Raw genomic sequence first — 20,741 nt, forward strand, 5'->3', positions numbered from 1 at the left:
GCTGGCACGAAGGCGGAGGCAGCGTGGAACATGAGCGCCTATGCCAAGGCGCCGAAGATCGAGAACAACACCCCCGGTATCGAAGATATCGCCACCGACGAACACCGGGCCCGCCAGCAGCAGCGAATCGCCATGCTGGCCCGCCTGCAGCAGTAATCGCGCTCTCGCGCCAACAACCAGCCGCCCACCGAGGCGGCTTTTTTTCGTCCCACCGGCCGCGAGAGCGGACCAAACCCTGAGGAAAATTCATGTCGAAACTCGCACAACTGCGCGAACAGCGCGCTGCCGCTGCCAAGAAGGCGCAGGACCTGAACAACAAATACCCGGCGAACCAGCGCATGCCGGCCGCCGAGGCCGCGCAGCTGGACGGCTTCCTGGCCGAAGTCGAGGCGATCGACAACGAGATCGCCCGTGAACAGCGCCTGGCACAGCTGGCCGGCGACAACCCCGGCGCCGAGCACGAAGCCGCGCTGAATGCAGCAATGCGCGATCGCGGGGGCCAGACCGACGAATCCACCGCGCTGCGCGCGATGCTGAGCGGCGGCCTGGGCGCGCTGACGGCGGAACAGCGTACCGCCATGAACAACCGCGTCAACCCCGACATCCGTGGCGCCATGTCGACCACCAACGGGACCGAGGGCGGCTACACGGTCGCGACCGAATTCAGCCGCACCCTGTACGAGGCTATGCGTGCGATGTTTGCCGTGCGCAGCGTGGCCACCGGCATCCGCACCTCGACCGGCGCGCAGATGTTGTTCCCGACCGCTGATTCGACGCAGGAGGAAGGCGCGATCGTCGGCCAGAACCAGCAGGGTGGCAACGCCGATACTACGTTCGGCCAGGCCTCGATGGACGTGTATAAGTACACGTCCAAATCGATCGCACTGCCGTTCGAGCTGCTGCAGGACTCGATGTTCAACATCGAGGAATACATCCAGACCGTGCTGCGCCTGCGCCTGGGCCGTATCCAGAACCGCCACCACACGGGGGGCACGGGCACCGGCCAGCCGCGTGGCATGGTGACGGCAGCATCCGCCGGCAAGATCGGCGCGACCGGCTCCACGGTCACCGTGGCCTACGACGATCTGGTGGACCTGGAACACTCTGTCGATCCGTTCTACCGTCCGTCCGGCCGCTGGATGATGCACGACGACACGCTCAAGGCTCTGCGCAAAATCAAGGACGCAAATGGCCGTCCGATCTTCGTGCCGGGCTACGAGCAGGGCAATCCGGGCGGCGCTCCGGACCGCCTGCTGGGCCGCGAGATCGTGATCAACCAGCACATGGCTTCGATGGCGGCAAACGCGAAGTCGGTCCTCTTCGGCGATTTCAGCAAGTACCTGATCCGCGACGTGATGGACGTCACGCTGTTCCGCATGACCGACTCGAAGTACACCGAGGCTGGCCAGGTTGGTTTCGTCGCCTTCTGCCGCTCCGGCGCGAACCTGGTCGATGTCGGTGGCGCGATCAAGTACTTCCAGAACTCGGCCACCTGATGATCAGCTGCGGTCGGGCAACCGGCCGCAATGAAAGGAATGACCTGATATGGGAAAAGCAGCAAAAACCAGTACTACCAGCGCGGCTGCCGTCGTTGAGCAGGCTATTGTCCCGACAGCCGGCCCCTCCGACGCGGAGCAAGCGGCCACTGGCGCGACTGCCCTGAAGGGCGACGTCGCTGTGACCGATTCGACCATTGGCGAATCGGCCCCGCCGACCGACAACACTATCGCAGCGGAGCCAGTCGGTGATCAGCCAGCGGCACTCGAGGAGGCTGCCGCCCCGCCAGTCGATGTGGCCAGTAGCGTAACTGCCGAACCTGACGTCGAGCAACCGGCGGATCTGGCCAGCGCCGCTGCTATCGACCCAGCCCCGCCAATCGCGCCCCGCACCGTGCGCGCCCGCGTTCTCGCGTTCTGCAATCTGGGCGCGCCCGACGACGTGATCGACATCGACCCCGACCAGGTCGAAAAGCTGGGCGACGTGATTGACACGCATCCGGCAGCCGTCGCCTACGCCGAATCGCTGAAGGCTTGACCATGGCAGCTGTTTGCACGACGCCAGCCGCCGTGCTGGCGGTCTCGATCAACGACGCCCGAGAGAAGATCCGCGCAACGGCAAATGACGGACTGGACACGCAGCTCGATCTGTCGTTGCGAGGCTTAATTGCCGAGGTCGAGCACGAAACCGGCCACTGCCTGATGGAGTCCGGCTGGCGGGTCACGCTGGACGAGTTCCCGCAGTGCCCTGGCAGCGAGCCAACCATCCGGCTTCCGCACCCGGCCCGCGCGGCGCAGTCGGTGACGTACGTCGACGGCACCGGTGCCGAGCAGGTGCTGCCCCCTGCTGCCTACGAGGTGGTCGTGGAGCGGTACCGCTCGTTTCTGGCACCGGTGGCCGGCAGCTGGCCAGCGACAGCGGTGCGGCGCCGCGCGGTGCGGATCGAATGTACGGCCGGCCACGGCACCGAGCCGGCAGCCACGCCCGCTGCCGCCCGCCAGTACATTCTGGCGCGCCTCGAGCTGGAGTACTGCCCACCGCTGCACGCGCCGACCGTGGAGCAGCTGGGCCGCATGCTGTCGTCGCTCACCGTCTACGGGTGACCCATGGCGAAGAACAGCAAGATCCGTATCCAGCGGCAGGCAGAAGGCCAGGCACCTGACGGCCAGCCGATCACGGATTGGGCCGATATCGGCCCGGCCGTGTGGGCAGACATCCGCGACGTCAGCGGCCGCGAGTTCGTTGCCGCCGGCGCCGAGCGATCGGAGGTAACGACACGCATCCGGATCTGGCGGCGCGCCGACGTCACTGCGGCGATGCGCGTGCTGCGCGGCGATACCGCTTATGCGATCAAGGCAGTCCTCGAGGAGGGGCGCGATACAACCCTGCTGATGTGCGTGAGGAGCGTCCCATGAGCTTTTCTGTCGACCTGTCCGAGCTAGAGGCCCTGCCTGCGCTGCTGGAGGAGTTCGGCGACTTCGTGAAGGGGTATGTCGCGATCGAGGGCGCCGCAGCGTTCGCAAAGGTGATTTACGACGAGGCCCGTGTCCGCGCGCCGATATCGGAGAAGGCCCACCTGTTCTACGGGCGCAATTCGACGAAAAACGGTGTGGTCTATCGGTTCGAGCCGGGCAGCCTGCGCGGCGCGATCTACCGCAAGTTTTCGGATGAGAAGTCGACCGACACGCTGAAGGTCTACCGCATCAGCTGGAACAGAAAGAAGGCACCGTACGGCCACATGGTTGAAATGGGCACCCTGCACGCGGCGGCCCATTCGTTCCTGGGCGCCGCGTTCTACGCGCGGCAGCAGGACGGCGGCGCGGCTGCGCTGGCGGCGATGGCCGCGAAGATCTCGGAATTCGGAGGCATGACATGACGCAGGACGAACTGATTTTCACCCTGCTGAAGGGGCTCGCGGGCAACCGCGTGTACCCGGACATCGCGCCGCAGGAGGCCGCAACCCCGTACATCACGCACCAGGACGTGGGCGGCGATGCCGTCAATTTCATGGACGGCGCGATGCCCGGCAAAAGCAACACCCGCTTGCAGGTGAACGTCTGGTCGAAAACGCGGGCCGAGGCCAAGGCGATCGCACTCGAGGTGGAGCGCACGCTGCGCGCCGCGCCGGCGCTGGCCACAACCGTACTCGGCAGCGTCATGACGACGGCCGACGCGGCGACCGGCTATCGCGGCACCATCCAGCACTTTTCGATCTGGACCGACACGTAACGGTCCTGCAGTACCAATTTCGGCCCTTCGTGGGCACAACCCAGCTGCCCTGAGCAGCTTTTTTTTCGCCCGAAAGGAACCAACATGGCTGTATCCCTGCCCAATGGCACCACGTTCTCCCTGGCGACGGCCTATGCCGCCGTCCTGTCCGTCACCGCGGCCACCAATGCAGCCGAAAGTGTGCTGTCCGTTACCAACACCCTCGCCCCGGGCGATATCGTCGAATACACGAGCGGCTGGTCGCGCGCGAATAGCCGCCTGTTCCGCGTGAAGGCAGCAACCGCGAACAACATCACGCTGGAAGGTCTGGACACGACGCTGACCAACCTGTTCCCGGCCGGCAGCGGCACGGGCAGCGTTCGCAAGGTCAACACGTGGCAGCAGATCACGCAGGTGCTGGAAAACACCAGCTCCGGCGGCGAACCGCAGTACCAGACCTACTCGTTCCTCGAGCAGGACTTCGACTCGCAGATCCCGACGACCACGTCGGCCCAGTCCATCGCGATGACGATCGCCGACGACCCGACGCTGCCTGGTTACATCGCGCTGCGTAACGCTGCGCTGACCCGTGCGAACACGGGCCTGCGTGCAAACCTGCCGCAGGGTGGCGTGATCCTCTACAACACCCTGGTCGCGTTCGACGAAACGCCGTCGATGACGAAGGGCAACCTGATGTCGGTGAAAGCAGGCTTCGCCCTGCAGAACCGCCCGGTTCGCTACGCGAACTAACTGTGTCTCCGGCGCCCGCACGTGCGGGCGTTTTCACGCCTGGCCGGTAGCTCCGGCCGGGTCTTTTTATTCCCCTGAAAGCCCAAAATGAAAAAACTGAAACTCGGCGGCAACCCAAAAACCTTCACGAAAACCATCGACGTCGTACTGCTGGAGGGCGGCACCGCGCCGCTGAAGATCACCTACAAATACCGTACGCGCAGCGAGTTCGCCGCGCTGGTGGACGAGAACATCGCCAAGGCCAAGGCCGAGGCCGAAGCGCTGGCAGCGAAGGAGCAGGAATCGACGCCGGCCGACGCGCCGCGCGTGACCGTGGCGGAAAACTTCGCAACCCTGGACACCGCCCGCGCGCAGCACGTGCTGAAGATCGCCGAAGGCTGGGACCTGGACGACGAGTTCACCGAAGCGAACCTGGTGCAGTTCGAAGACGAATACCCGGGCACGCTGACCGCCATCACGGCCGCCTATGCGCAAGCCGTCGCGGAGGCCCGCGTAAAAAACTAGAAGCCGTCGCCGCCGCGATGTACGAGAAGCCTCCGAGCGCCGAAGAGCTGGCTGCATGGGGGCTCACTCCCGACGACGTGGCGACGGTGATCGACGTATGGGAGGAGAACGAGCAGGCATTCCTGCTCTTCCAGTCGCTGCAAACGCAGTGGCGTGTGGCGATGAGTGGTCCGTACGGTCTGGACATGATGGTGGCGTACCACCGCATGGACCGGATGGAGCTCCTGTCGGACGAATACGACGCACTGGAAAGTGATCTGCGCGTCATGGAATACGCCGCGCTCAGCGCAATGAACAGCAAGTAGCCGCCCACGAGGCGGCATTTTTTATTCGAGGTCGCATGGAAAACGAAATCGGCGTTGCGCGCGTAGGCGTAGAGGTGGATGCCAGCCGCGCTGAGAGCGGTTTGGCGCGCGTGGAGGCCGCCACCACGCGCACCGGTCGCGCTATCCGCAACTTCGGCGCCCAGGGCGCTGAAGCTTTGGGTAGCGTGGGCGCCGGCGGCGCGGCTGCGGCCGCGCGCATGGACAGCGCCGCGCGCAGTCTGGTGTCGTCAATCGAACGCACTACTGCCGCGCTCAATGCCGGCAAGAAGGGAACGGCCGAGTACTTCGAGGAAATGGCCCGCCTGCGGGGTGTGAGCCTGGATAGCCTCACGCCAAGCTTGACCGGCTTGCGCGAAGCCGAGGCAGCACAGGTGCGCCTGGCGGAAGCGGCACGCCTGTCCAGCGTGGCCCAGGAGCGCGCCGCACAAGCTGCGCGCGCAGAGGCACAGGCGCAGCGCGAAGCCGCACAGGCGGCGGCAGGCCGCGAGCAGTTCGTCGCAGGCCTGCGCGAGCAGGTTGCCCTGTACGGCCAATCACAGGAAGCGGTGCTGCGGTACCGTGCGGCGCAGCTCGGCGCGGCAGAGGCGGCAGAGCCCCTGATCCGCCAGCTGCGCGAGCAGCGCGAGGCACAGGAGCAAGTCACGTCCGCCGCCATGGCCACGGCCCAGGCACAGCGCGAAATGGCCCTGGCCCAGAACACCCGCGACACGTTCGTCGCCGATCTGGAGCGCCAGGCCGAAGCGATCGGCCGCACGCGCGCTGAACTGCTCGAGCTGCGCGCGGCGCAGCTGGGCGTGTCGGATCAGGCCGCGCCGTTCATCCAGCGCCTGCGCGAGCAGGAGGCGGGCCTGACCAACGCCGGCAACTCTGCCCGGCAGACGGCCGCGGCGCTGCGCGGGGTGCCGGCACAATTCACCGACATCGTGGTATCCCTACAGGGCGGCCAAGCTCCGCTTACCGTGCTGCTGCAGCAAGGTGGTCAGCTGGTCGATATGTTCGGTGGCGTACAGGAAGCGGCGCAGGGAATGGGCCTGCACCTGCGGAAGCTGATCAATCCATACACGGCACTCGCGGCAGCCATCGCTCTGGGCGGTGTGGCCTACCACGATGCGACCGAGGAGACCGACGCGTACATCCTGGCGCTGGCGAAGAGCGGCAACCAGGCCGGCCTGACTGCTGACAAGCTGGCCACAATGGCCGACAAGATCAGCGACGCAAGCGGCACGCAGGCCGCGGCGGCTGAGGCACTGGTCACCATGGTCGGCGCAGGCAACGTCGCGGCCGCCGACATGGAGCGGTTCACGAAGATCGCTATCGGTTCGCAGAAGCTGCTCGGCATCGCTGTCGCGGATACTGCTGCGGCGTTTGCTGACCTCGGCAAAGACCCATCGGCTGCCGCGCAGAAATTGGATGCGCAGTTCAACTACCTGTCCCTGGCGATTTCGCAGCAGATCAATGATTTACAAGATCTGGGCGACTACGAGAAGGCTGCTGCGCTGGCGCAATCCAGCTTTGCTGATGCTTTAGAGCAGCGCAATGCCCGCGTTAAGGCAAGCATGGGGGCGCTCGAAACAGCATGGGGCGCATCCGTTGGCGGTATGAAGAAGGCCTGGGATATGTTCGTCGGCGCATTCCGGGGCGATACCCTGGCCGAGCAAATTGAAAAAGCGCAAAGCGCCGTGGCGCGTGCTCAAGCCGCGCGCTATACCTTCCTCGGTAGTGGGGCGGATGGGGCAAAGGCTCTAGCAGAGCGGAAAAAGCAGTTGCAGGACCTGCTAGATATGCAGGAGAGAATGAAGCGCATTGGCGATGCCGAAGCCAAAAACCAGGCGCTTAAAGAGGCCGGCGTGCGCTGGAAAACTGTCGTAGACCAGTACAAAACTCCGACAGCCAAGCTCAAAGAGGAAGAGGAGCGAATCACCAATCTCGGCAAGGCAGCCGGGGCGACCGAACAAATGATCAGCGATATGGTTGCCGCCGCTCGGAAGAAAAACACGTCCAACAGCGGCATCGATGCAGTTGACCTTCAGATCTCAGCCCTGCAACGTCGTGGCGCCGTCGAGGAGGAGCAGGCCAAGCGCTCGCGAATGCTGCTGGAATCGAAGCACGCCTCCGGCATCGTCGCGGAGGAGCAGTACATCCAGGCGCTGGAAACGCTGGATATCGCCGCGTCCGAGCGGGAGAGGAAGCGCCTGCACGACGAACTGCGCCTGACGGCCGGGAAGAAGGACAGCGGGCGGGAGCAGATCGAGCTGCGCGGCCGCATCGCTGTGCTCGACGAGAGCATCGCTACGCGCCGGATGCAGACCGAAAACCAGCTTAACGAGCTGGAGGTCAAGCGTGGCCGCACTGCAGCGCAGAACTATGCTGACACCATCGATCGGGCTGCCGGCGCGCGCGATTCGATCACGGGGCAGTTGACTGCCCAGCTCGACTATAACGAGAGCATCGGAAAGACGGCGCAGGACTTGGCAGAGATCGCCGCCGCTCGTCTGATGGACAGTGCTGCAACGGCTGAGCAGAATGCCGCTATTGCGGATGGCTTGGACTTGTCGGGCACGCTGTCGGGCATGTACAGGAAGCAGGCGGAGGAGCTGCGAGCCTTGGCCGGCGCCAAGCTGAATGGGGCGGAGCTGCAAAGCGTGGCCCAGGCTGCCAAGGATTTGGAGAGCTTCCTCGACCCCTCGAAGCCGAAAGCGTTCGGTGATGCTCTGCGCGACGCATTCGGCGGCGCAGGCAATTCCCTTGTGGCCTTGACGACCGCCCTTGAAAGTTTCGGCATTCAGCAGGCTGAGATTGATAAGCAGCGCGGCAATGCTGCCCTGGAGCTGCTGAATGGCGGTAGCGAGAAGAAGTACTTGGAGGACATTACCGCACTGAACAAGCGCCAGACGCAAGACCGTCTGCGCGGGTATGGCGACATGACGATGGCGGCCGCCGGCTTCTTCGGTGAGCAGAGTCGTGGCTACAAGGCACTGCAGACGGCCTCTCAGGTGTTCCATGCTGCCGAGTTGGCGGCAACTGTGGCTGAGCTGGTGCCGAAAGGTATCAGCGCTGTCCTGACGCAAGGCACCGGTGATCCGTACACCGCGTTCGGTCGCATGGCAGCCATGGCAGCAATCGTGGCAGGCCTGGGCGTTGCCATCGGCGGTATCGGTGGCTCGGCTGGCGGCGGCGGGATGTCTGCGGCGGACATGCAGAAGCAGCAGGGCACCGGCAGCGTGTTCGGCGATTCGAAGGCGCAGTCGGATTCGATCGCGGCATCGCTGGAAGCACTGGAGCAGAACTCCGACAGCCTCATTCCGATCAACAAGGGCATGCTGGACGCCCTGCGCGCGATCGAGGCCTCGATGACGGGCCTGACGAACCTCGTCGTGCGCGTCCCTGGCCTGGTCGAAGGCGAGAACCTCGGCATCGCCACGGGCACCACGCTCAACGGCTCCGGGGCCGTGGGCAACGTCGTCACGCACCTGAACCGCGCGCTGTTCGACTGGGCCAACATCGGTATCGGCGATTCGATCACGAAGGCGATCTTCGGCAAGACGACGAAGACCATCGTCGACTCGGGCCTGCAGTTTGGCGGCAGTGTGCGCGACCTGGAGCAGGGCATCGGGTTCGAGCAGTACGCCAGTGTCGATACAACGAAGAAGAAATTCTTCGGCCTGTCCAAGAAAACGAGCAACAGCGTCGAGGTGGCCGGCCTGAGCGACGAACTCGCGAACCAGTTCGGCCTGGTCTTCACCAACGTCGAGAAGGCGCTGGAGGCCGCCGCCATCGGCATGGGCGTCGGCGCTGATCACGTCACGAAGGTGCTCGACTCGCTGTCGATCGAGATGACGAAGGTGTCGCTCAAGGGCTTGACCGGTGACGACCTGACCGCGGCGATCAGCGCAGTGATCTCGAAAGCCACGGACGACATGGCCTCGGCCGTATTCCCCGAGCTGGAGTCGTTCCGGCAGGTGGGGGAGGGCTATGCAGAGACCGTCATTCGCCTGGCCTCGAATTATGGCCTGGTGGACGCCGCGCTCGAATCCTTGGGCATGCAGTTCGGCGCCGTTGGCCTGGGCAGCCTGGCCGCGCGCGAGCGGCTGATCGGGCTCGCCGGCGGCATCGACGCGCTGACCGAGCAGGCATCGTCCTTCGCGGACAACTTCCTCACCGAGGCCGAGCGCCTGGCACCGGTGCAGAAGTACGTCGCGGAGCAGCTGGCCGCGATGGGGCTGGCATCGGTGACGACGAAAGACCAGTTCAAGGCGCTCGTACTGGGCCTGAACGTGTCGACGGAGGCGGGCGCCAAGCAGTACGCGGCGCTGATGGGCCTGTCCGACGCTTTCGCCGCGGTTGCGGATGCCGCCAGCAAAGCGGCAGAGGATGCCGCTGAGAGGGCCGCGGCGATCGCAGACGAACGCGGTGGCCTCGAGATGCAGTTGATGGAACTGCAGGGCAATGCTGTTGGCGCCCTGGCGGCTCAGCGCGCAATCGAGCTGACTGCGCTGGATGAATCGAACCGGCCGCTGCAAGAGCGGATCTATGCCCTGCAGGACGAGAAGACGGCAGCGGAAGCTGCGGCTGCTGCATTGCGTGCAAGTGCCGACGCGCTCAAGCAGAACGTGACGTCGGCATTCGAGCTGGTATCGCGATCGGTGGCGGCGGAAAAGACCGCACTGCAGGATGCGCACGATGTGGCGTTGAAAGCGCTGCAGGCGCAAACGGACGCCGTCACGGAATCGATCGGCAAGATCAAGTCACTGGCCGATTCGTTGCGTGGCGCGCTCGATGCGACCGAAGTGGCCAATCCTGCAGCCGCTCGCAAGACGGCGCAGGCTGAAATCTCGGCGGCGCTGGCCATCGCCCGTGCCGGCGGCATTCTGCCGGACGCAGACTCTCTGAAGGTGGCGCTCGACACGCTGCGTGAGGATTCTGCCGGCGGCTTCTCGTCGTATGTTGATTATCAGCGCGACCTGTATCGCACCAGCAATGAGATCGCAGCCTTGGCCGGGCTGGCCGACGTGCAGTTGTCGGTTGACGAGCGACAGCTCGCCGCGCTGAACGAGCAGACCTCGCAGGAAGAGAAACGCTACGACGCCGAGGTGAAGCGTCTGGACGGCATGCTGGAGCTGGCGCAGAGCCAGCTCGATGTGCTGAACGGCGTCAACAAGGGTGTGGTAGCGATCCCTGTCGCGCTGGCCGGGCTGTCGGCTGCCATCGCCGCGGCGATGCAGAACCCGGTCGCCGCAGCCGCCTCGCAGGCGCAGGCCGCTTACCAGCAGCACCTGGGCCGCGATGCCAACCAAAGCGAGGTTGCGTACTGGCAGGGCCAGGCTGCCACCGGTGCCAATGTCTCAGGCTCGATCGCAGGGTCGGACGAGGCGAAGATCCAATCGCTGTATCAGGAGCTACTCGGCCGCGCTGGCGATGCGGCCGGTGTCGATGCCTGGGAAAGCGCACGAGCGGCTGGGCAGAGCTGGGAGGCAATCCGCGCGGGCTTCCTGGCCAGCGAGGAATACAAGAAGCTGCATCCCTTCGCGGTGGGCACGAACTACGTGCCAACCGATATGCCGGCACTCATCCACAAGGGCGAGCGGATCATCCCGGCGGCAGATAACCGTGAGCTGATGGATCGCCTTCGTGCCCCTGCCGCGGATAGCGCGCAAGTGGCCGAGGAAGTGCGGGCACTGAAGACCGAGGTAGCGATGTTGCGCAGTGTGGCCGCGCAGCAGGCCGAAAGCGCGCGCGCCACCCAGCGGCTGCTGGACCGCCTTTCCCAGGGCGGCAGTTTCATTCGAGTGGAGGTAAAAACATGACGGCGATGATTACGATCTTGCGGCCGATCGCCATTACGGAAGCAATGCTGAAAAGCACGACGGCCGTGGAGACGGTCGATCCCTTCAATCCGGTCACCACCTACGCCGTGGGGATTCTGTGTCGAAGTGACGTTACGCACCGGATCTACGAAAGCGTCCGCGCCGGCAACGTGGGGCACGATCCTGCGGCTGCCGAGAACCTCGCTGGCAGTACGCCCTGGTGGGTCGAGGTGGGGCCCGCGAACGCCTGGGCGATGTTCGATAACGACATGGGCAGTCAGACGGTCGCGGACTCGCCCTTTACGTATGTCGTCCAGCCAGGATTCTTCAGCACGGCCGAGTGGTTTGGCCTGGACGCCGATGAAATCCATGTGGTGATCCGTGACCGACCCGGCGGCGAAATCATCAAGGACATCGTGCACGTACTGGAGGGCTCGGAGCCTGCTGACTACGACGAGTATTTCTGGGATCCGTTCAAGCCAGAGACCGACTTCACCCTGACCGACGTCGAGCAGTACTACAAGGCCGAAGTCACCGTAACGCTCACGAAGGCCTCTGGCCAGGTGCGGTGTGCGGCCTTCGTGGTCGGTGACGAGCTGTCGCTCGCCCGGACGCTCAGCCAGCCGAAGGTATCGCCGCTGACATACGCAACCATCGAAACCAACAAGTTCGGGGTCACCCAGATCAACGACCGGCGCAACACCACCGATCTGCAAATGAGCGGACTGCTGGACGTTTCGGAGGCCGAGATGGTGCGCAAGACCCTGCAGCAGCACCTTGGCATCCCCTGCGTCTGGAAGGGCAGCTCGTCCATCGAGTATGGCGGTCTGCGGCAACTGGGCCTGGGCTCTGGCGACCTCGTCTACGACGTGGCGCCTGGCAAGTGCCAGCTTTCAATCAACGTACAAGGAATCATCCAATGGCAGCTGTAACCCCACCGGAAATTACTCCGCCGCCAACGCCGGCGCCGCAGCGCGGGAACCGAAGCCTTTTTCGGGAGCAGGTCGATGCCTTCATCACGTGGATGATCGCCTCCGTGGCGCAGTTCATGGCATTGGCGCAGAACGTCTACGCGAACGCGCTGGATGCGTTCAATAGCGCCGGCGCCGCAGCTGGAAGTGCGACAGCGGCGAACGGCAGCGCCGGGCAAGCGCTGGGGTACCGCAACACCGCCAGCACAAAAGCAGGCGAAGCAGCGGACAGTGCAACGGCAGCAGAGGGTAGTGCAACGGCCGCTGCTACCAGTGCGGCGGCGGCGGCGAGCAGTGCCACGGGCCTGACGGCCACCAGCACGACGTCGAACACTATCGGCGGCGGCTCGAAGTTGTTTGTGGTACCGGGCGGCAAGCAGTTCACGCCAGGCGTGGACGTCAAGGCCGTGAGCGCGAGCAATCCGGCAAACGCTATCTACGGAACCGTGGCCGGCTACAACGGCACGAGCCTAGCGATTGCCGTGTCGACGTTCGAGGGTTCCGGCACCGTCGCCAACTGGATTATCTCGGTGACCGGCGCGCGTGGCGCTCGCGGTCCGGAGGGCCGTGGCGTTGTGTTCACTGAAACGAACATGACGGCCGGCGGCACGTGGGTGACCGACGCCGAAGATTTCAAGATCGTCCTGCAGGGGCCTGGGTCGGGCGGTAGGCAGCTGCTTGGCGGATCGGCAGGCGGCTACGTCGAGAAGACGTTCAGGGGCGTGCCGCTCGGCACGGTGTGCACGTACACGCAGGGCGCAGCGGGACTCGGCACGACCAGCACGAACAACAACGGTACCGATGGTGGCGATTCTACATTTACCGTGCCAGGATTCGGATCGATCACCGCAGGCGGGGGAAAGGTGAATGCCTCACGCGCAGGCGGTACGGCTACAGGTGGCGACTTTAATACTCCTGGGCAGATTGGTGATGATGCGGCGGTCTGGGATTACTACGGCCAGCCGACGGTCTCCTTCCCTAAAAAGGGCGGCAACGGGGCGCAGTCACAGCTTGGTCGAGGGGGTGTCGGTCGCTCCAATGGTGAAAGCGCCATAGCTGCGGTCGGGTACGGGGCGGGCGGTGGCGGGGCGAGCGAGAGCAGCCCATCGCAAGCAGGTACTACTACGTCCAACGCTTCCGCCGGTGCTCCCGGCATCCTGCGCGTCATTCGATAGAGGAGAACGAAATGCCCCCAGTAGCACCCCCACCATACCCCTGCACCGGTGACGAGCCGGTGATCGACCGCATAGAGCTGCTAAACGCAGCTGGTGAGCGCGTGAACATGATTTGCGGCTCTGCGTGCTTTGCTGACTGGTACGCGCCGCAGGTTGACTGCACCTGGCGAATCTACCTGCCACCTCCGGAAGAGCCGCCGATCGATCCGGCGCCGGTCGATCCGCAATAACACGCCCCCAATTTCCGTATCAACCAAGGCCACCTCCGGGTGGCTTTTTCATTCCTATCTATGAAAGCTCACCCCATGAGTCTCGAGACCGGCGGCATTGCCGCGGCTATCAAATTTTTCGGCGCGACCGTCATTGCTTCGGCACTGGCGACGGCAATCGGCTTTGCCCTGATGTGGCCACGCAGCGCGCGCGAGGCCGCCGTTCGATTCACATGCGCGCTCATCAGCTCCTTCACGTTCGGCCCGCTACTGGCGATCGCTGCGCACTCCTGGTACCCGACTTACTTCGCGTCGGCGCGCGAGGTTGGCGCGATGTACGGTGGCGACCAGCTGGCCGGCTTGCTCGTGGCCGCGGCCCCGTTTCTCGTCATCGCCGCGCTGCCGGCGTGGTGGCTGCTCGGCGGCCTGGTGCTGTGGCTCGAGCGCCGGCGCGGCAAGGACCTGGGCGAGCTGGCCATCGATGCGGCAACCACTTTCAAAACCGTGAAGGACAACCTGTGATGAGCCCGAACCTGAAAGCATTCCTCGACACGATCGCCTGGAGCGAGCTGGGCGACAAGCTCATGGAAAAGAGCGACCGGGGTTACAACGTGTGCGTGGGCTCCACGCCCGCGAAGCCGATCCTGTTCCGCTCGTATTCCATGCACCCCATGATCCGCTGCAAGGCGCTCAACAGTGACGCGGCCGGGCGGTACCAGTTCATGGGCCGATTCTGGCCGTACTATCAGAAGCACCTGGCGTTGCCGGACTTCGGCCCCGAGTCGCAGGACAAATGGGCGATCCAGTTGATCCGCGAGTGCCGCGCGCTGCTGGACGTGGAAACTGGCCGGTTCGACATGGCGATCGCACGCTGCTCCAGCCGCTGGGCCTCGTTCCCAGGCGCCGGCTATGACCAGCCCGAACACTCGATCGACATGCTGCGCAAGCAGTTCGTGCGCTTCGGCGGGAAGCTGGCGGCATGAACATCCAGGCGCTCATGGCCGCCGTGCTGCTGTGCGTGGCTGGCACGGCCGGCGGCTTCTGGTACGGCACGACTGTCGGCCGCGACGCCGAGATCGCTAGCCAGGCGAAGGCCAAGCAGGTCGCTGACGACACTCGCAAACTCGCAATGGAAGGGGCAGCAGATGCCATCGCAAAAATCGTGGTGCGCAACACCACCGTGCAGGGACGCGTCGAAACGATCGTGCGCGACAACCCTGTCTATCGCGATTGTGTGCATGACGCTGGCCAGCTGCGCAACATCAACGAGGCCATCACCGGTCGGGCCGGACCCGCTGGTGATCGCGGCGTGCCCGAAGCTGACGCCGCTGAATGATCCGTCGTTCGGTACCACGACGACGAAGCTCGTCCAGGTGGCTGGGCAATACAACGTGTGCAGGGCGGCTGCACTGGCTGGGCACGGAAGAGACGAATAATAGCGGGAACCTTACGCTCCGTCGTACAGGCCTCTTCGGTCAGCTTCCTGGCCGGATAGAACTCTAACGATGGTCGCTTGAGAAACGCCTGCATCAGTCAGCATCTTCTCCGCATGCGCAATGCCTAGAATGTCTCTGATAACTATGGCAGCGTCGATAATTCCAGCGAGGGTAAAATTGACGCGTAGCATTAAAGGCCTTAGTAATTGGACATCACAGTCTTACACTATACACAATCAAACGTCGACAAATTGCGCGTTTAGGTAACGTGGTCATATCCAGAATCACGGCACCTCGCATTTTCTAAGCTGCTTGGCATTTGACGCGGATCAACCGTCGTCGCCCAAGAGAGCCTACCCTGCGTGTAGGAGGTCACATGGAAAAGTCAGAGCGTATGACGATAGAGGCTGGAGGCGATGCGCTGAGCAACTTGGCGCAAGAGCTAGACGCGACACATGCTCCGCCGTTTCGTGCGTGCTTTTTCGACGAGCACTGGGATGCAATCGAGCGGGCGCTCGACAGGATGGTCAACGCCAACTGATCAGCATGCCTGCCGACTGGCACTCCACATCGTGGTCGAACAGGGCCGTTGGATCATCTGGATGGCGCCGCCGTTGTCCCAGCGGGGAAAGCACGCGGTTCGCTACACAGAAAGCGACGCCCTCGTCACGAAGAAGCTGAGGTGCGCGTTGCAGTCGGCCGTCACCTGCAAAGCGGATTGCTGCCTCGATAACGGCAGCATGCACATGGTTTCGGCGACGGTCTGGAATCATGATGCACAGCGTATCCATAGAGGTTGTGACAACGATAGCACAGCGTGACACGGGATGGCGCCATCGAGGATATTTGGCAGATGCCAAATATACAGTATCGGTCGGCCATGAGCCGCCTTTGCTAACTACCTGATTCAAATAGATATTTCGTCCTCGGCGGAAACGACGCAAGCATGCAGGTTCTGCAACCGTGCGCTGTTGCGCTTGTTGATCAGCCCATCGACCACGGCCAGTGCCTTGTCGAACTGCTTGTCGCGTAAGTGGCTCAACACCAGCAGCGTGCTCGCACGCTCGGGGCCGCTGCCTCCTTCGACCGCGCGTTCCAGTTCGGTGATCGCCTTCGAACTGTCGCCCTTCTGCAGCAGGCTGAGGCCGTGACCGAGCCGCAGATCCGAGCGCTCCGGCTTCAATTCGCTGGCCTTTTCGAAGTAGGCCGCCGACTGTGTGAAGTTATGGGCCTGCATCTCCGCCTCGCCGGCCAGCGCCAGCAGATCGGCATCGTTCGGCGCCCCCTTCAGCGCGGTGCGCATCATCTTGAGCGCGTCATCCCGCTTGCCACCTCGCAGCGCAACCGTTGCCAGCAACTTTGTCGCGTACGCATGGTTGGGATTTGCCAGCAAAAACTGGTTCAGATGCTGCTCGGCCCGGGTATCCGATCCCGTCAGCACCGATACGGCGCCAGCCAGCAGCACGCTTGGCATATGCTCGGGTGCCGCGCGCAAAACCTGCTGAACCTGTTCCAGGGCGGACTTGTAGCGCTTCTCGCGAAAATCGAGCAGGGCCTGCGAATAAGCAATCAACAGGTTCTTCGGCTGCGCCTTGCGGGCCAGCTTGATTTGTTGGCGTGCATCATCGAGCCGATCTTCCTGGATCGCCAGGTTGGCCAGGTCGAGGTAGGCCTGCACATTGTTCGGTTTGACCTCCAGGATACGTTCATAGGTCTTGCGCGCGGCTGCAGTGTCATTGCCGGCACGCTGCAGGTCGCCCTTCAGGCGCAGCGAGTCGATGCTGTCCGGATTTTGCACGATTGCCTGTTCCACCAGGTGCCTGGCCTGATCGGTCTTTTCTCCGATGAGCGCGAGTTTCGCCAGGCCGAGTGTCGCGTCAGAGAGGTTCGGTTTCAGATGCAGGGCACGTTCGAAATGCAACCGGGCCTCATCCAGCCGGTTCAGGCCAAGCAATGCCTGGGCCCGCAAGGTCAACACGTGCGCGTTGCCTTGATCTTCCGGAAATTCGTCCAGCAGGCGTTGGAACTGCCCCTGCGACAGCAGCGACTTGCCGAGCGCGGGCTGCACGGCATCGGCTTGCGCCCCCAGGTCGCGGGCCCGCCGCAATTCCTTCTCGGCCGATGCCATGTCGCCGGTGTCCAGGTACATTTGCCCCAGCATCAGCCGCGCCGGCGCATGTTCCGGCTGTTGCTGCACAACGTTCTTGAGCTGGATGATGGCCGCCTTCGGATCGCCCTGGTCACGGAAGCGGCGCGCATCGGCCATGAGTTCGTCCGCGGGCAACGGGCGGCTGCAGGCGCCGAGCGCCAGCAGCAGGGGCAGGGCGGTGACGGCCTTGCGGATACGTGTTGAACGGGTGGGGGCGATGAGAAAGCGATTCGGCATGACGGTCTCCATTGCAGGCTGAAATGCCAGCGTAGGAAATTACCGGAAAGGCTCGTTGATCGCCCTCAACGAAGCCTGCCGAAATGAACATGGTTATTGCATTGAGGTACCGGAACGCTGCGGGCGTCCCGGCAATGTTGCGGCAATGCGGCTTCCGCTACCGATCAGGCCGCGCTGGGCGGCGACGACGACCGCGTGCGTGCGTGCCGTGGCTTCGAGCTTGCTCATCAAGCCTTTGACGTGCGTCTTGACGGTCCCCACGCCAATGCCCAGTTCCCGCGCAATCGATTTATTGCAGCAGCCCCTGGCGAGCAACTGCAGCACGTCGGTTTCCCGGCCTGTCAGTGATTCCCGGCTCAGGCTGTCCGCAACGCAGCGTGTGACGGCTTCGGCCATGTATCGCATTCCCTGGCTCAACTGCTGGACCGCGCGCACCAGCTCGTCGGCTTCGCAGCACTGCAGCAGGTAGCCATGCACGCCGCTGTCCATCGCCGTGCGCACCTGCCATTCCTTGTCGAGCTGCGTCATGATCAATACGCGTGGAGCGGCGCCGAAACGGTCCGGCGCCAACTGCCTGGCCAGCATGATACCGCTATCGTAATCGGCAATGATGACGCGGGCATGGGCCTGGCCCTGCGGCTGGCGTTCGTGCATGGTCAGGTGGAACTCGCCGCGCTCGGCGAGCAATGCATGAATGCCGGCCGCCACGACGGCATCGGCGTGCAAGATATGGACGGAAGGCTGATTGGCTTGCATTTCTTTCTCCTGTTCCGCAACAGCAAACGGCTGTTGCTTCTCATGCGTCCATGATGGAACTGCAATGTGGAGAAGGCAAGTTAAGTGATGTTAAAGGCGTTAAACACCCCGGCCAGCAGGCCTGGCGCGTCTACTGTAACGCATCCGGGTACCGCCGCCCTCTGCCATTGGCGATAGACGCCATGCGGCACGTCACTTGATCCCCGAGGCGGCAAGCCATCGTGCGGCCTCCTCGCTACCGTCCCTTGCCAGTGACGCCAGGCGCAACGTCGCCTTCGGGTGCCTGTGTACGGCCGCCTGCGCGTACAGAGGCCAGGCCTTGTCCGGCTCGTTGCGGGTGCCGTCGGCGGCGCGGCGATACATTTCGGCCAGCTGGAAAGCCGATTCCGCATCGCCCGCGCGTGCCGCTTCCTCAAACAGCCGCATCGCTTCGCCGCGGCGCGGCGTCTTGTTCTGATACAGCATGCCGAGTTCGCGCTTGGCGACCACCGAGCCCTGTTCGGCCCATTCGCGCAGGCGCCGTTCAGCGGCAGCACCACCATGGGCACTCAAGCGCTGTGCCACGGCTTCGACCACGGCGGCTGGAGGGACTGACTCTTCCTTGGCTTGGCACGCAATCAAGGCCCCGACCATGACCAGGGCCGACGCGATCAACGCTCCCGACTTGTTGAATAATTCCATGTTTTTTTTCTTGCCTTATCCAGGTCCGCACTGCGTGCCGTGCATGGCGCAGTGTGTGTGTCGATTTTGCGTGTCGCGATTGAAACGGTGCCAATGATACTGCCGAACTGTCGAGCAAGGCGCACGGACACCGTGGGGAAGCATCGTAGGGCCGGGCTTCCGATCAGCAATCAATGCTGGATCGATGTCGATCTTAGCATGTTGTCTTTACGGAAAAGCAGAGGCGCGTCGCGCAGCGACGGTAACAATTGTAACGAGACGTTAGTATAGTCCAGCTCGCTACTTGAACGCCGATATGAGGCCGGCCCGCAGCTGCAGCTCAGTTACCCAGGGCCGGCGTTGCGAACGACAGACTAGCGTTGCGCGGCTCGACCGGCATGCTGGTCCAGCCAGATCCCCGCATGCTCCATGACAAGCCGCAGTTCCGTCTCAGCGGCCGTGAACAGCAGCGGTATCTCGACAACGCGGCCTTCGGCCAGTGCCAGCTCGAGCGCCAGGCATGCGCCGATGAAGCGGCTTGCACCCAGTTCGCTGATGTCGTTGCGCAGGTTGTGCAGGATGCGCCGTGCTTCCATGAAGCGGGCCTGCTGCACCGCTTCGCCGGCCAGGTTCAGCGGATCGATGCCGTTGCCGATGCATTCGCGTACGCGGCGCACCACCATTGCCTCGGCACGCGCATCGCCGCCCATCCGATCGGCCAGGTCGTCGACGGAGAAAATGGCATCGTCGAAGGCACTTGCATATGCCGTCATGGCATTCTCCTAATCATTGATTGACCAATGGCGGCCAACAGACGCATCGACAGCCTGCAAGCCGGGGCGCCCGGCTGCCGGCTGCCCGGCAATCAGCTGCCGGATATCGGCCAATACCGAGTGACCCGGTGCCGTTCGCGGCGCGCCCGTAAAACTGGTATCGACGGCGCTGGCGTCGATTGTCTGCACGCCGGCAACCGGCACCAGTGCCGCGCCGCCATCGCCGGCACGTGGAAAAGCACGCGTGCGGTGGGCCGCCCGCAACGCATCATCCTCGGACGATGCATACAGCGTGACGGCGGCTCCCGCCGCCGCCAGGGCCGGCGCGATGTCGCGCTGGAATGCGCCGGCGTCGATATCCGGCGCGGCCAGGATGATCTGTCGCAAGCGCGGTGCCAGGCCGGGGCGGGCGGCAAGCGCGGCAACGGCCGCACCCGCCAGCGCCCGCGCACCCATGCCGTGCCCCAGCAGCAGCACCTCGCCTGGCGCCGCCTGCTCGATGAATTCGATCAGGAATGCCGACAGCCGCGGCTGCGCCCACTCGACATTGGTTTCGTCGACCATGTAGCCGGACAGCCGGCCTTGCGATGGCCAGCTGTAGAACACGGGTACGCCGGAAAATTGCAGCCCTTGCGCGATCTGCGCCGTGCGCCGTGCCGCATCCTCGAAGCTCGTGCGGTAGCCGGGCACGAACAGCAATGCGCCGCCGGCAGCCTTGCCGATGCTGTCGGCCAGCATGGCGAAGTACTGTTCGCGCGGCACGACATCGGATCGCAGCAGCATCGCATGGCCATCCGGATCGGGGCGGGCCTGCAGGCGCAGCAATGTCGGCAGCACGGCACCGTCTTCGTGGCCGCTGTGCGGGATGCTGACCTCGCAACTGCCATAGCTGAGCTCACCCCGGGCCGCGCCGAACTGGCGTGCCGGGTGCCGGTCGCCGGTCGCCTGCCGGTCGGTGGCAAAGAATACCTGCAGCACGGCGTAGTTAGGCTGGTCCCCCGACCCGGGCGCGGCGCGCAGCGCACGGCGCCGGTCCACTTCCTCGACCAGATTGCGCGCGGCGGCGCGCAGGTAGCGGTCGCCGGCCAGGCCGGCCGCAGCCAGCGCATCGGACACAGCGAACTGGCGTGACAGGGAACCGGGATCCTGCTCGAGGTCGGCGATGGCCTCGTCCACGCGTGGCGATTTGCCGGTCAGGCGCGACTTCAGCATCTCGTACGCGGCGCCAGTACCTCCATCGGCGATCGCGGCGGTCAATGCGGTGGTAAGGACGTCCATGCGGTCTG

General features: G+C 64.2%; 21 protein-coding genes. 16 read left to right on the top strand and 5 right to left on the bottom strand.

Translation table 11 applies throughout. From position 1 onward, the window contains the following. The first annotated feature begins 248 nt into the window (after positions 1–248). The 16 genes from ACY65G_RS03155 to ACY65G_RS03230 all read left to right on the top strand — a co-directional run bounded on the left by ACY65G_RS03155 (position 249) and on the right by ACY65G_RS03230 (position 15,421). Entirely contained in the window at positions 249–1,496 is a 1,248-nt protein-coding gene (locus ACY65G_RS03155) for a phage major capsid protein (RefSeq protein ID WP_464995904.1), read from the top strand. Positions 1,497–1,545: 49 nt separating this feature from the next. Beyond that, complete coding sequence (locus tag ACY65G_RS03160; RefSeq protein ID WP_464995905.1) at positions 1,546–2,034, top strand: hypothetical protein; 489 nt, start codon at positions 1,546–1,548, stop codon at positions 2,032–2,034. A gap of 2 nt (positions 2,035–2,036) precedes the next feature. Further along, the gene (locus ACY65G_RS03165) at positions 2,037–2,600 is read left to right on the top strand and encodes a head-tail connector protein (protein ID WP_464995906.1); all 564 of its coding nucleotides are present in this window, start codon (positions 2,037–2,039) and stop codon (positions 2,598–2,600) included. 3 nt (positions 2,601–2,603) lie between these two features. After that, positions 2,604–2,912, top strand: coding sequence for a phage head closure protein (locus tag ACY65G_RS03170; RefSeq protein WP_464995907.1), 309 nt, complete (start codon positions 2,604–2,606; stop codon positions 2,910–2,912). Next, the gene (locus tag ACY65G_RS03175) at positions 2,909–3,373 is read left to right on the top strand and encodes a hypothetical protein (protein ID WP_464995908.1); all 465 of its coding nucleotides are present in this window, start codon (positions 2,909–2,911) and stop codon (positions 3,371–3,373) included. The genes ACY65G_RS03170 and ACY65G_RS03175 overlap by 4 nt, the downstream gene beginning before the upstream one ends. After that, entirely contained in the window at positions 3,370–3,726 is a 357-nt protein-coding gene (locus ACY65G_RS03180; RefSeq protein WP_464995909.1) for a DUF3168 domain-containing protein, read from the top strand. The genes ACY65G_RS03175 and ACY65G_RS03180 overlap by 4 nt, the downstream gene beginning before the upstream one ends. A gap of 84 nt (positions 3,727–3,810) precedes the next feature. Then, positions 3,811–4,455 (top strand): phage tail protein, encoded by a 645-nt coding sequence (locus ACY65G_RS03185; protein WP_464995910.1) that lies wholly within the window; start codon positions 3,811–3,813, stop codon positions 4,453–4,455. An 87-nt stretch (positions 4,456–4,542) separates the two neighbouring features. After that, a complete protein-coding gene (locus tag ACY65G_RS03190; RefSeq protein ID WP_464995911.1) occupies positions 4,543–4,959 on the top strand; it encodes a phage tail assembly chaperone in 417 nt (138 codons plus the stop codon). Between the two features lie 17 nt (positions 4,960–4,976). After that, positions 4,977–5,264 (top strand): DUF1799 domain-containing protein, encoded by a 288-nt coding sequence (locus tag ACY65G_RS03195; protein WP_464995912.1) that lies wholly within the window; start codon positions 4,977–4,979, stop codon positions 5,262–5,264. Positions 5,265–5,299: 35 nt separating this feature from the next. Then, entirely contained in the window at positions 5,300–11,089 is a 5,790-nt protein-coding gene (locus ACY65G_RS03200) for a phage tail length tape measure family protein (protein ID WP_464995913.1), read from the top strand. After that, entirely contained in the window at positions 11,086–12,021 is a 936-nt protein-coding gene (locus tag ACY65G_RS03205; RefSeq protein ID WP_464995914.1) for a hypothetical protein, read from the top strand. Before ACY65G_RS03200 ends, ACY65G_RS03205 begins: the two co-directional genes overlap by 4 nt. Beyond that, positions 12,009–13,235, top strand: coding sequence for a hypothetical protein (locus ACY65G_RS03210; RefSeq protein ID WP_464995915.1), 1,227 nt, complete (start codon positions 12,009–12,011; stop codon positions 13,233–13,235). Before ACY65G_RS03205 ends, ACY65G_RS03210 begins: the two co-directional genes overlap by 13 nt. 305 nt (positions 13,236–13,540) lie before the next feature. Beyond that, positions 13,541–13,966 carry a hypothetical protein gene (locus ACY65G_RS03215; RefSeq protein WP_464995916.1) on the top strand — a complete coding sequence of 142 codons (426 nt, stop codon included), beginning with the start codon at positions 13,541–13,543 and terminating at the stop codon, positions 13,964–13,966. Next, positions 13,966–14,427, top strand: coding sequence for a glycoside hydrolase family 24 protein (locus tag ACY65G_RS03220; RefSeq protein WP_464995917.1), 462 nt, complete (start codon positions 13,966–13,968; stop codon positions 14,425–14,427). The genes ACY65G_RS03215 and ACY65G_RS03220 overlap by 1 nt, the downstream gene beginning before the upstream one ends. Then, entirely contained in the window at positions 14,424–14,780 is a 357-nt protein-coding gene (locus tag ACY65G_RS03225; protein ID WP_464995918.1) for a hypothetical protein, read from the top strand. The genes ACY65G_RS03220 and ACY65G_RS03225 overlap by 4 nt, the downstream gene beginning before the upstream one ends. A 476-nt stretch (positions 14,781–15,256) precedes the next feature. Next, positions 15,257–15,421 (top strand): hypothetical protein, encoded by a 165-nt coding sequence (locus tag ACY65G_RS03230; RefSeq protein WP_464995919.1) that lies wholly within the window; start codon positions 15,257–15,259, stop codon positions 15,419–15,421. A gap of 366 nt (positions 15,422–15,787) precedes the next feature. Here the strand turns inward: ACY65G_RS03230 and prsT are convergent, their stop codons facing one another. The 5 genes from prsT to ACY65G_RS03255 form a co-directional block, all read right to left on the bottom strand. After that, the gene (gene prsT / locus ACY65G_RS03235) at positions 15,788–17,266 is read right to left on the bottom strand and encodes an XrtA/PEP-CTERM system TPR-repeat protein PrsT (protein WP_464995920.1); all 1,479 of its coding nucleotides are present in this window, start codon (positions 17,264–17,266) and stop codon (positions 15,788–15,790) included. A 93-nt stretch (positions 17,267–17,359) separates the two neighbouring features. Beyond that, the gene (locus tag ACY65G_RS03240; RefSeq protein WP_464995921.1) at positions 17,360–18,022 is read right to left on the bottom strand and encodes a LuxR C-terminal-related transcriptional regulator; all 663 of its coding nucleotides are present in this window, start codon (positions 18,020–18,022) and stop codon (positions 17,360–17,362) included. 192 nt (positions 18,023–18,214) lie between these two features. Next, positions 18,215–18,703, bottom strand: coding sequence for an SEL1-like repeat protein (locus ACY65G_RS03245; protein WP_464995922.1), 489 nt, complete (start codon positions 18,701–18,703; stop codon positions 18,215–18,217). A 353-nt stretch (positions 18,704–19,056) separates the two neighbouring features. Further along, positions 19,057–19,455 (bottom strand): Hpt domain-containing protein, encoded by a 399-nt coding sequence (locus ACY65G_RS03250; RefSeq protein ID WP_464995923.1) that lies wholly within the window; start codon positions 19,453–19,455, stop codon positions 19,057–19,059. 9 nt (positions 19,456–19,464) lie between these two features. Next, on the bottom strand, positions 19,465–20,733 hold the full coding sequence (locus ACY65G_RS03255; protein ID WP_464995924.1) for an alpha/beta hydrolase: 1,269 nt from the start codon (positions 20,731–20,733) through the stop codon (positions 19,465–19,467). Between the last annotated feature and the right edge of the window lie 8 nt (positions 20,734–20,741).

It is taken from the genome of Pseudoduganella sp. jia 12, from assembly GCF_055502675.1.

Coding starts and splice junctions, on each gene's coding strand:
- ACY65G_RS03190 (WP_464995911.1), top strand. CDS start 4,543: ATGAAAAAACTGAAACTCGGCGGCAACCCAAAAACCTTCACGAAAACC.
- ACY65G_RS03175 (WP_464995908.1), top strand. CDS start 2,909: ATGAGCTTTTCTGTCGACCTGTCCGAGCTAGAGGCCCTGCCTGCGCTG.
- ACY65G_RS03195 (WP_464995912.1), top strand. CDS start 4,977: ATGTACGAGAAGCCTCCGAGCGCCGAAGAGCTGGCTGCATGGGGGCTC.
- ACY65G_RS03225 (WP_464995918.1), top strand. CDS start 14,424: ATGAACATCCAGGCGCTCATGGCCGCCGTGCTGCTGTGCGTGGCTGGC.
- ACY65G_RS03180 (WP_464995909.1), top strand. CDS start 3,370: ATGACGCAGGACGAACTGATTTTCACCCTGCTGAAGGGGCTCGCGGGC.
- ACY65G_RS03255 (WP_464995924.1), bottom strand. CDS start 20,733: ATGGACGTCCTTACCACCGCATTGACCGCCGCGATCGCCGATGGAGGT.
- ACY65G_RS03155 (WP_464995904.1), top strand. CDS start 249: ATGTCGAAACTCGCACAACTGCGCGAACAGCGCGCTGCCGCTGCCAAG.
- ACY65G_RS03240 (WP_464995921.1), bottom strand. CDS start 18,022: ATGCAAGCCAATCAGCCTTCCGTCCATATCTTGCACGCCGATGCCGTC.
- ACY65G_RS03215 (WP_464995916.1), top strand. CDS start 13,541: ATGAGTCTCGAGACCGGCGGCATTGCCGCGGCTATCAAATTTTTCGGC.
- prsT (WP_464995920.1), bottom strand. CDS start 17,266: ATGCCGAATCGCTTTCTCATCGCCCCCACCCGTTCAACACGTATCCGC.
- ACY65G_RS03210 (WP_464995915.1), top strand. CDS start 12,009: ATGGCAGCTGTAACCCCACCGGAAATTACTCCGCCGCCAACGCCGGCG.
- ACY65G_RS03250 (WP_464995923.1), bottom strand. CDS start 19,455: ATGACGGCATATGCAAGTGCCTTCGACGATGCCATTTTCTCCGTCGAC.
- ACY65G_RS03220 (WP_464995917.1), top strand. CDS start 13,966: ATGAGCCCGAACCTGAAAGCATTCCTCGACACGATCGCCTGGAGCGAG.
- ACY65G_RS03170 (WP_464995907.1), top strand. CDS start 2,604: ATGGCGAAGAACAGCAAGATCCGTATCCAGCGGCAGGCAGAAGGCCAG.
- ACY65G_RS03245 (WP_464995922.1), bottom strand. CDS start 18,703: ATGGAATTATTCAACAAGTCGGGAGCGTTGATCGCGTCGGCCCTGGTC.
- ACY65G_RS03200 (WP_464995913.1), top strand. CDS start 5,300: ATGGAAAACGAAATCGGCGTTGCGCGCGTAGGCGTAGAGGTGGATGCC.
- ACY65G_RS03160 (WP_464995905.1), top strand. CDS start 1,546: ATGGGAAAAGCAGCAAAAACCAGTACTACCAGCGCGGCTGCCGTCGTT.
- ACY65G_RS03185 (WP_464995910.1), top strand. CDS start 3,811: ATGGCTGTATCCCTGCCCAATGGCACCACGTTCTCCCTGGCGACGGCC.
- ACY65G_RS03230 (WP_464995919.1), top strand. CDS start 15,257: ATGGAAAAGTCAGAGCGTATGACGATAGAGGCTGGAGGCGATGCGCTG.
- ACY65G_RS03205 (WP_464995914.1), top strand. CDS start 11,086: ATGACGGCGATGATTACGATCTTGCGGCCGATCGCCATTACGGAAGCA.
- ACY65G_RS03165 (WP_464995906.1), top strand. CDS start 2,037: ATGGCAGCTGTTTGCACGACGCCAGCCGCCGTGCTGGCGGTCTCGATC.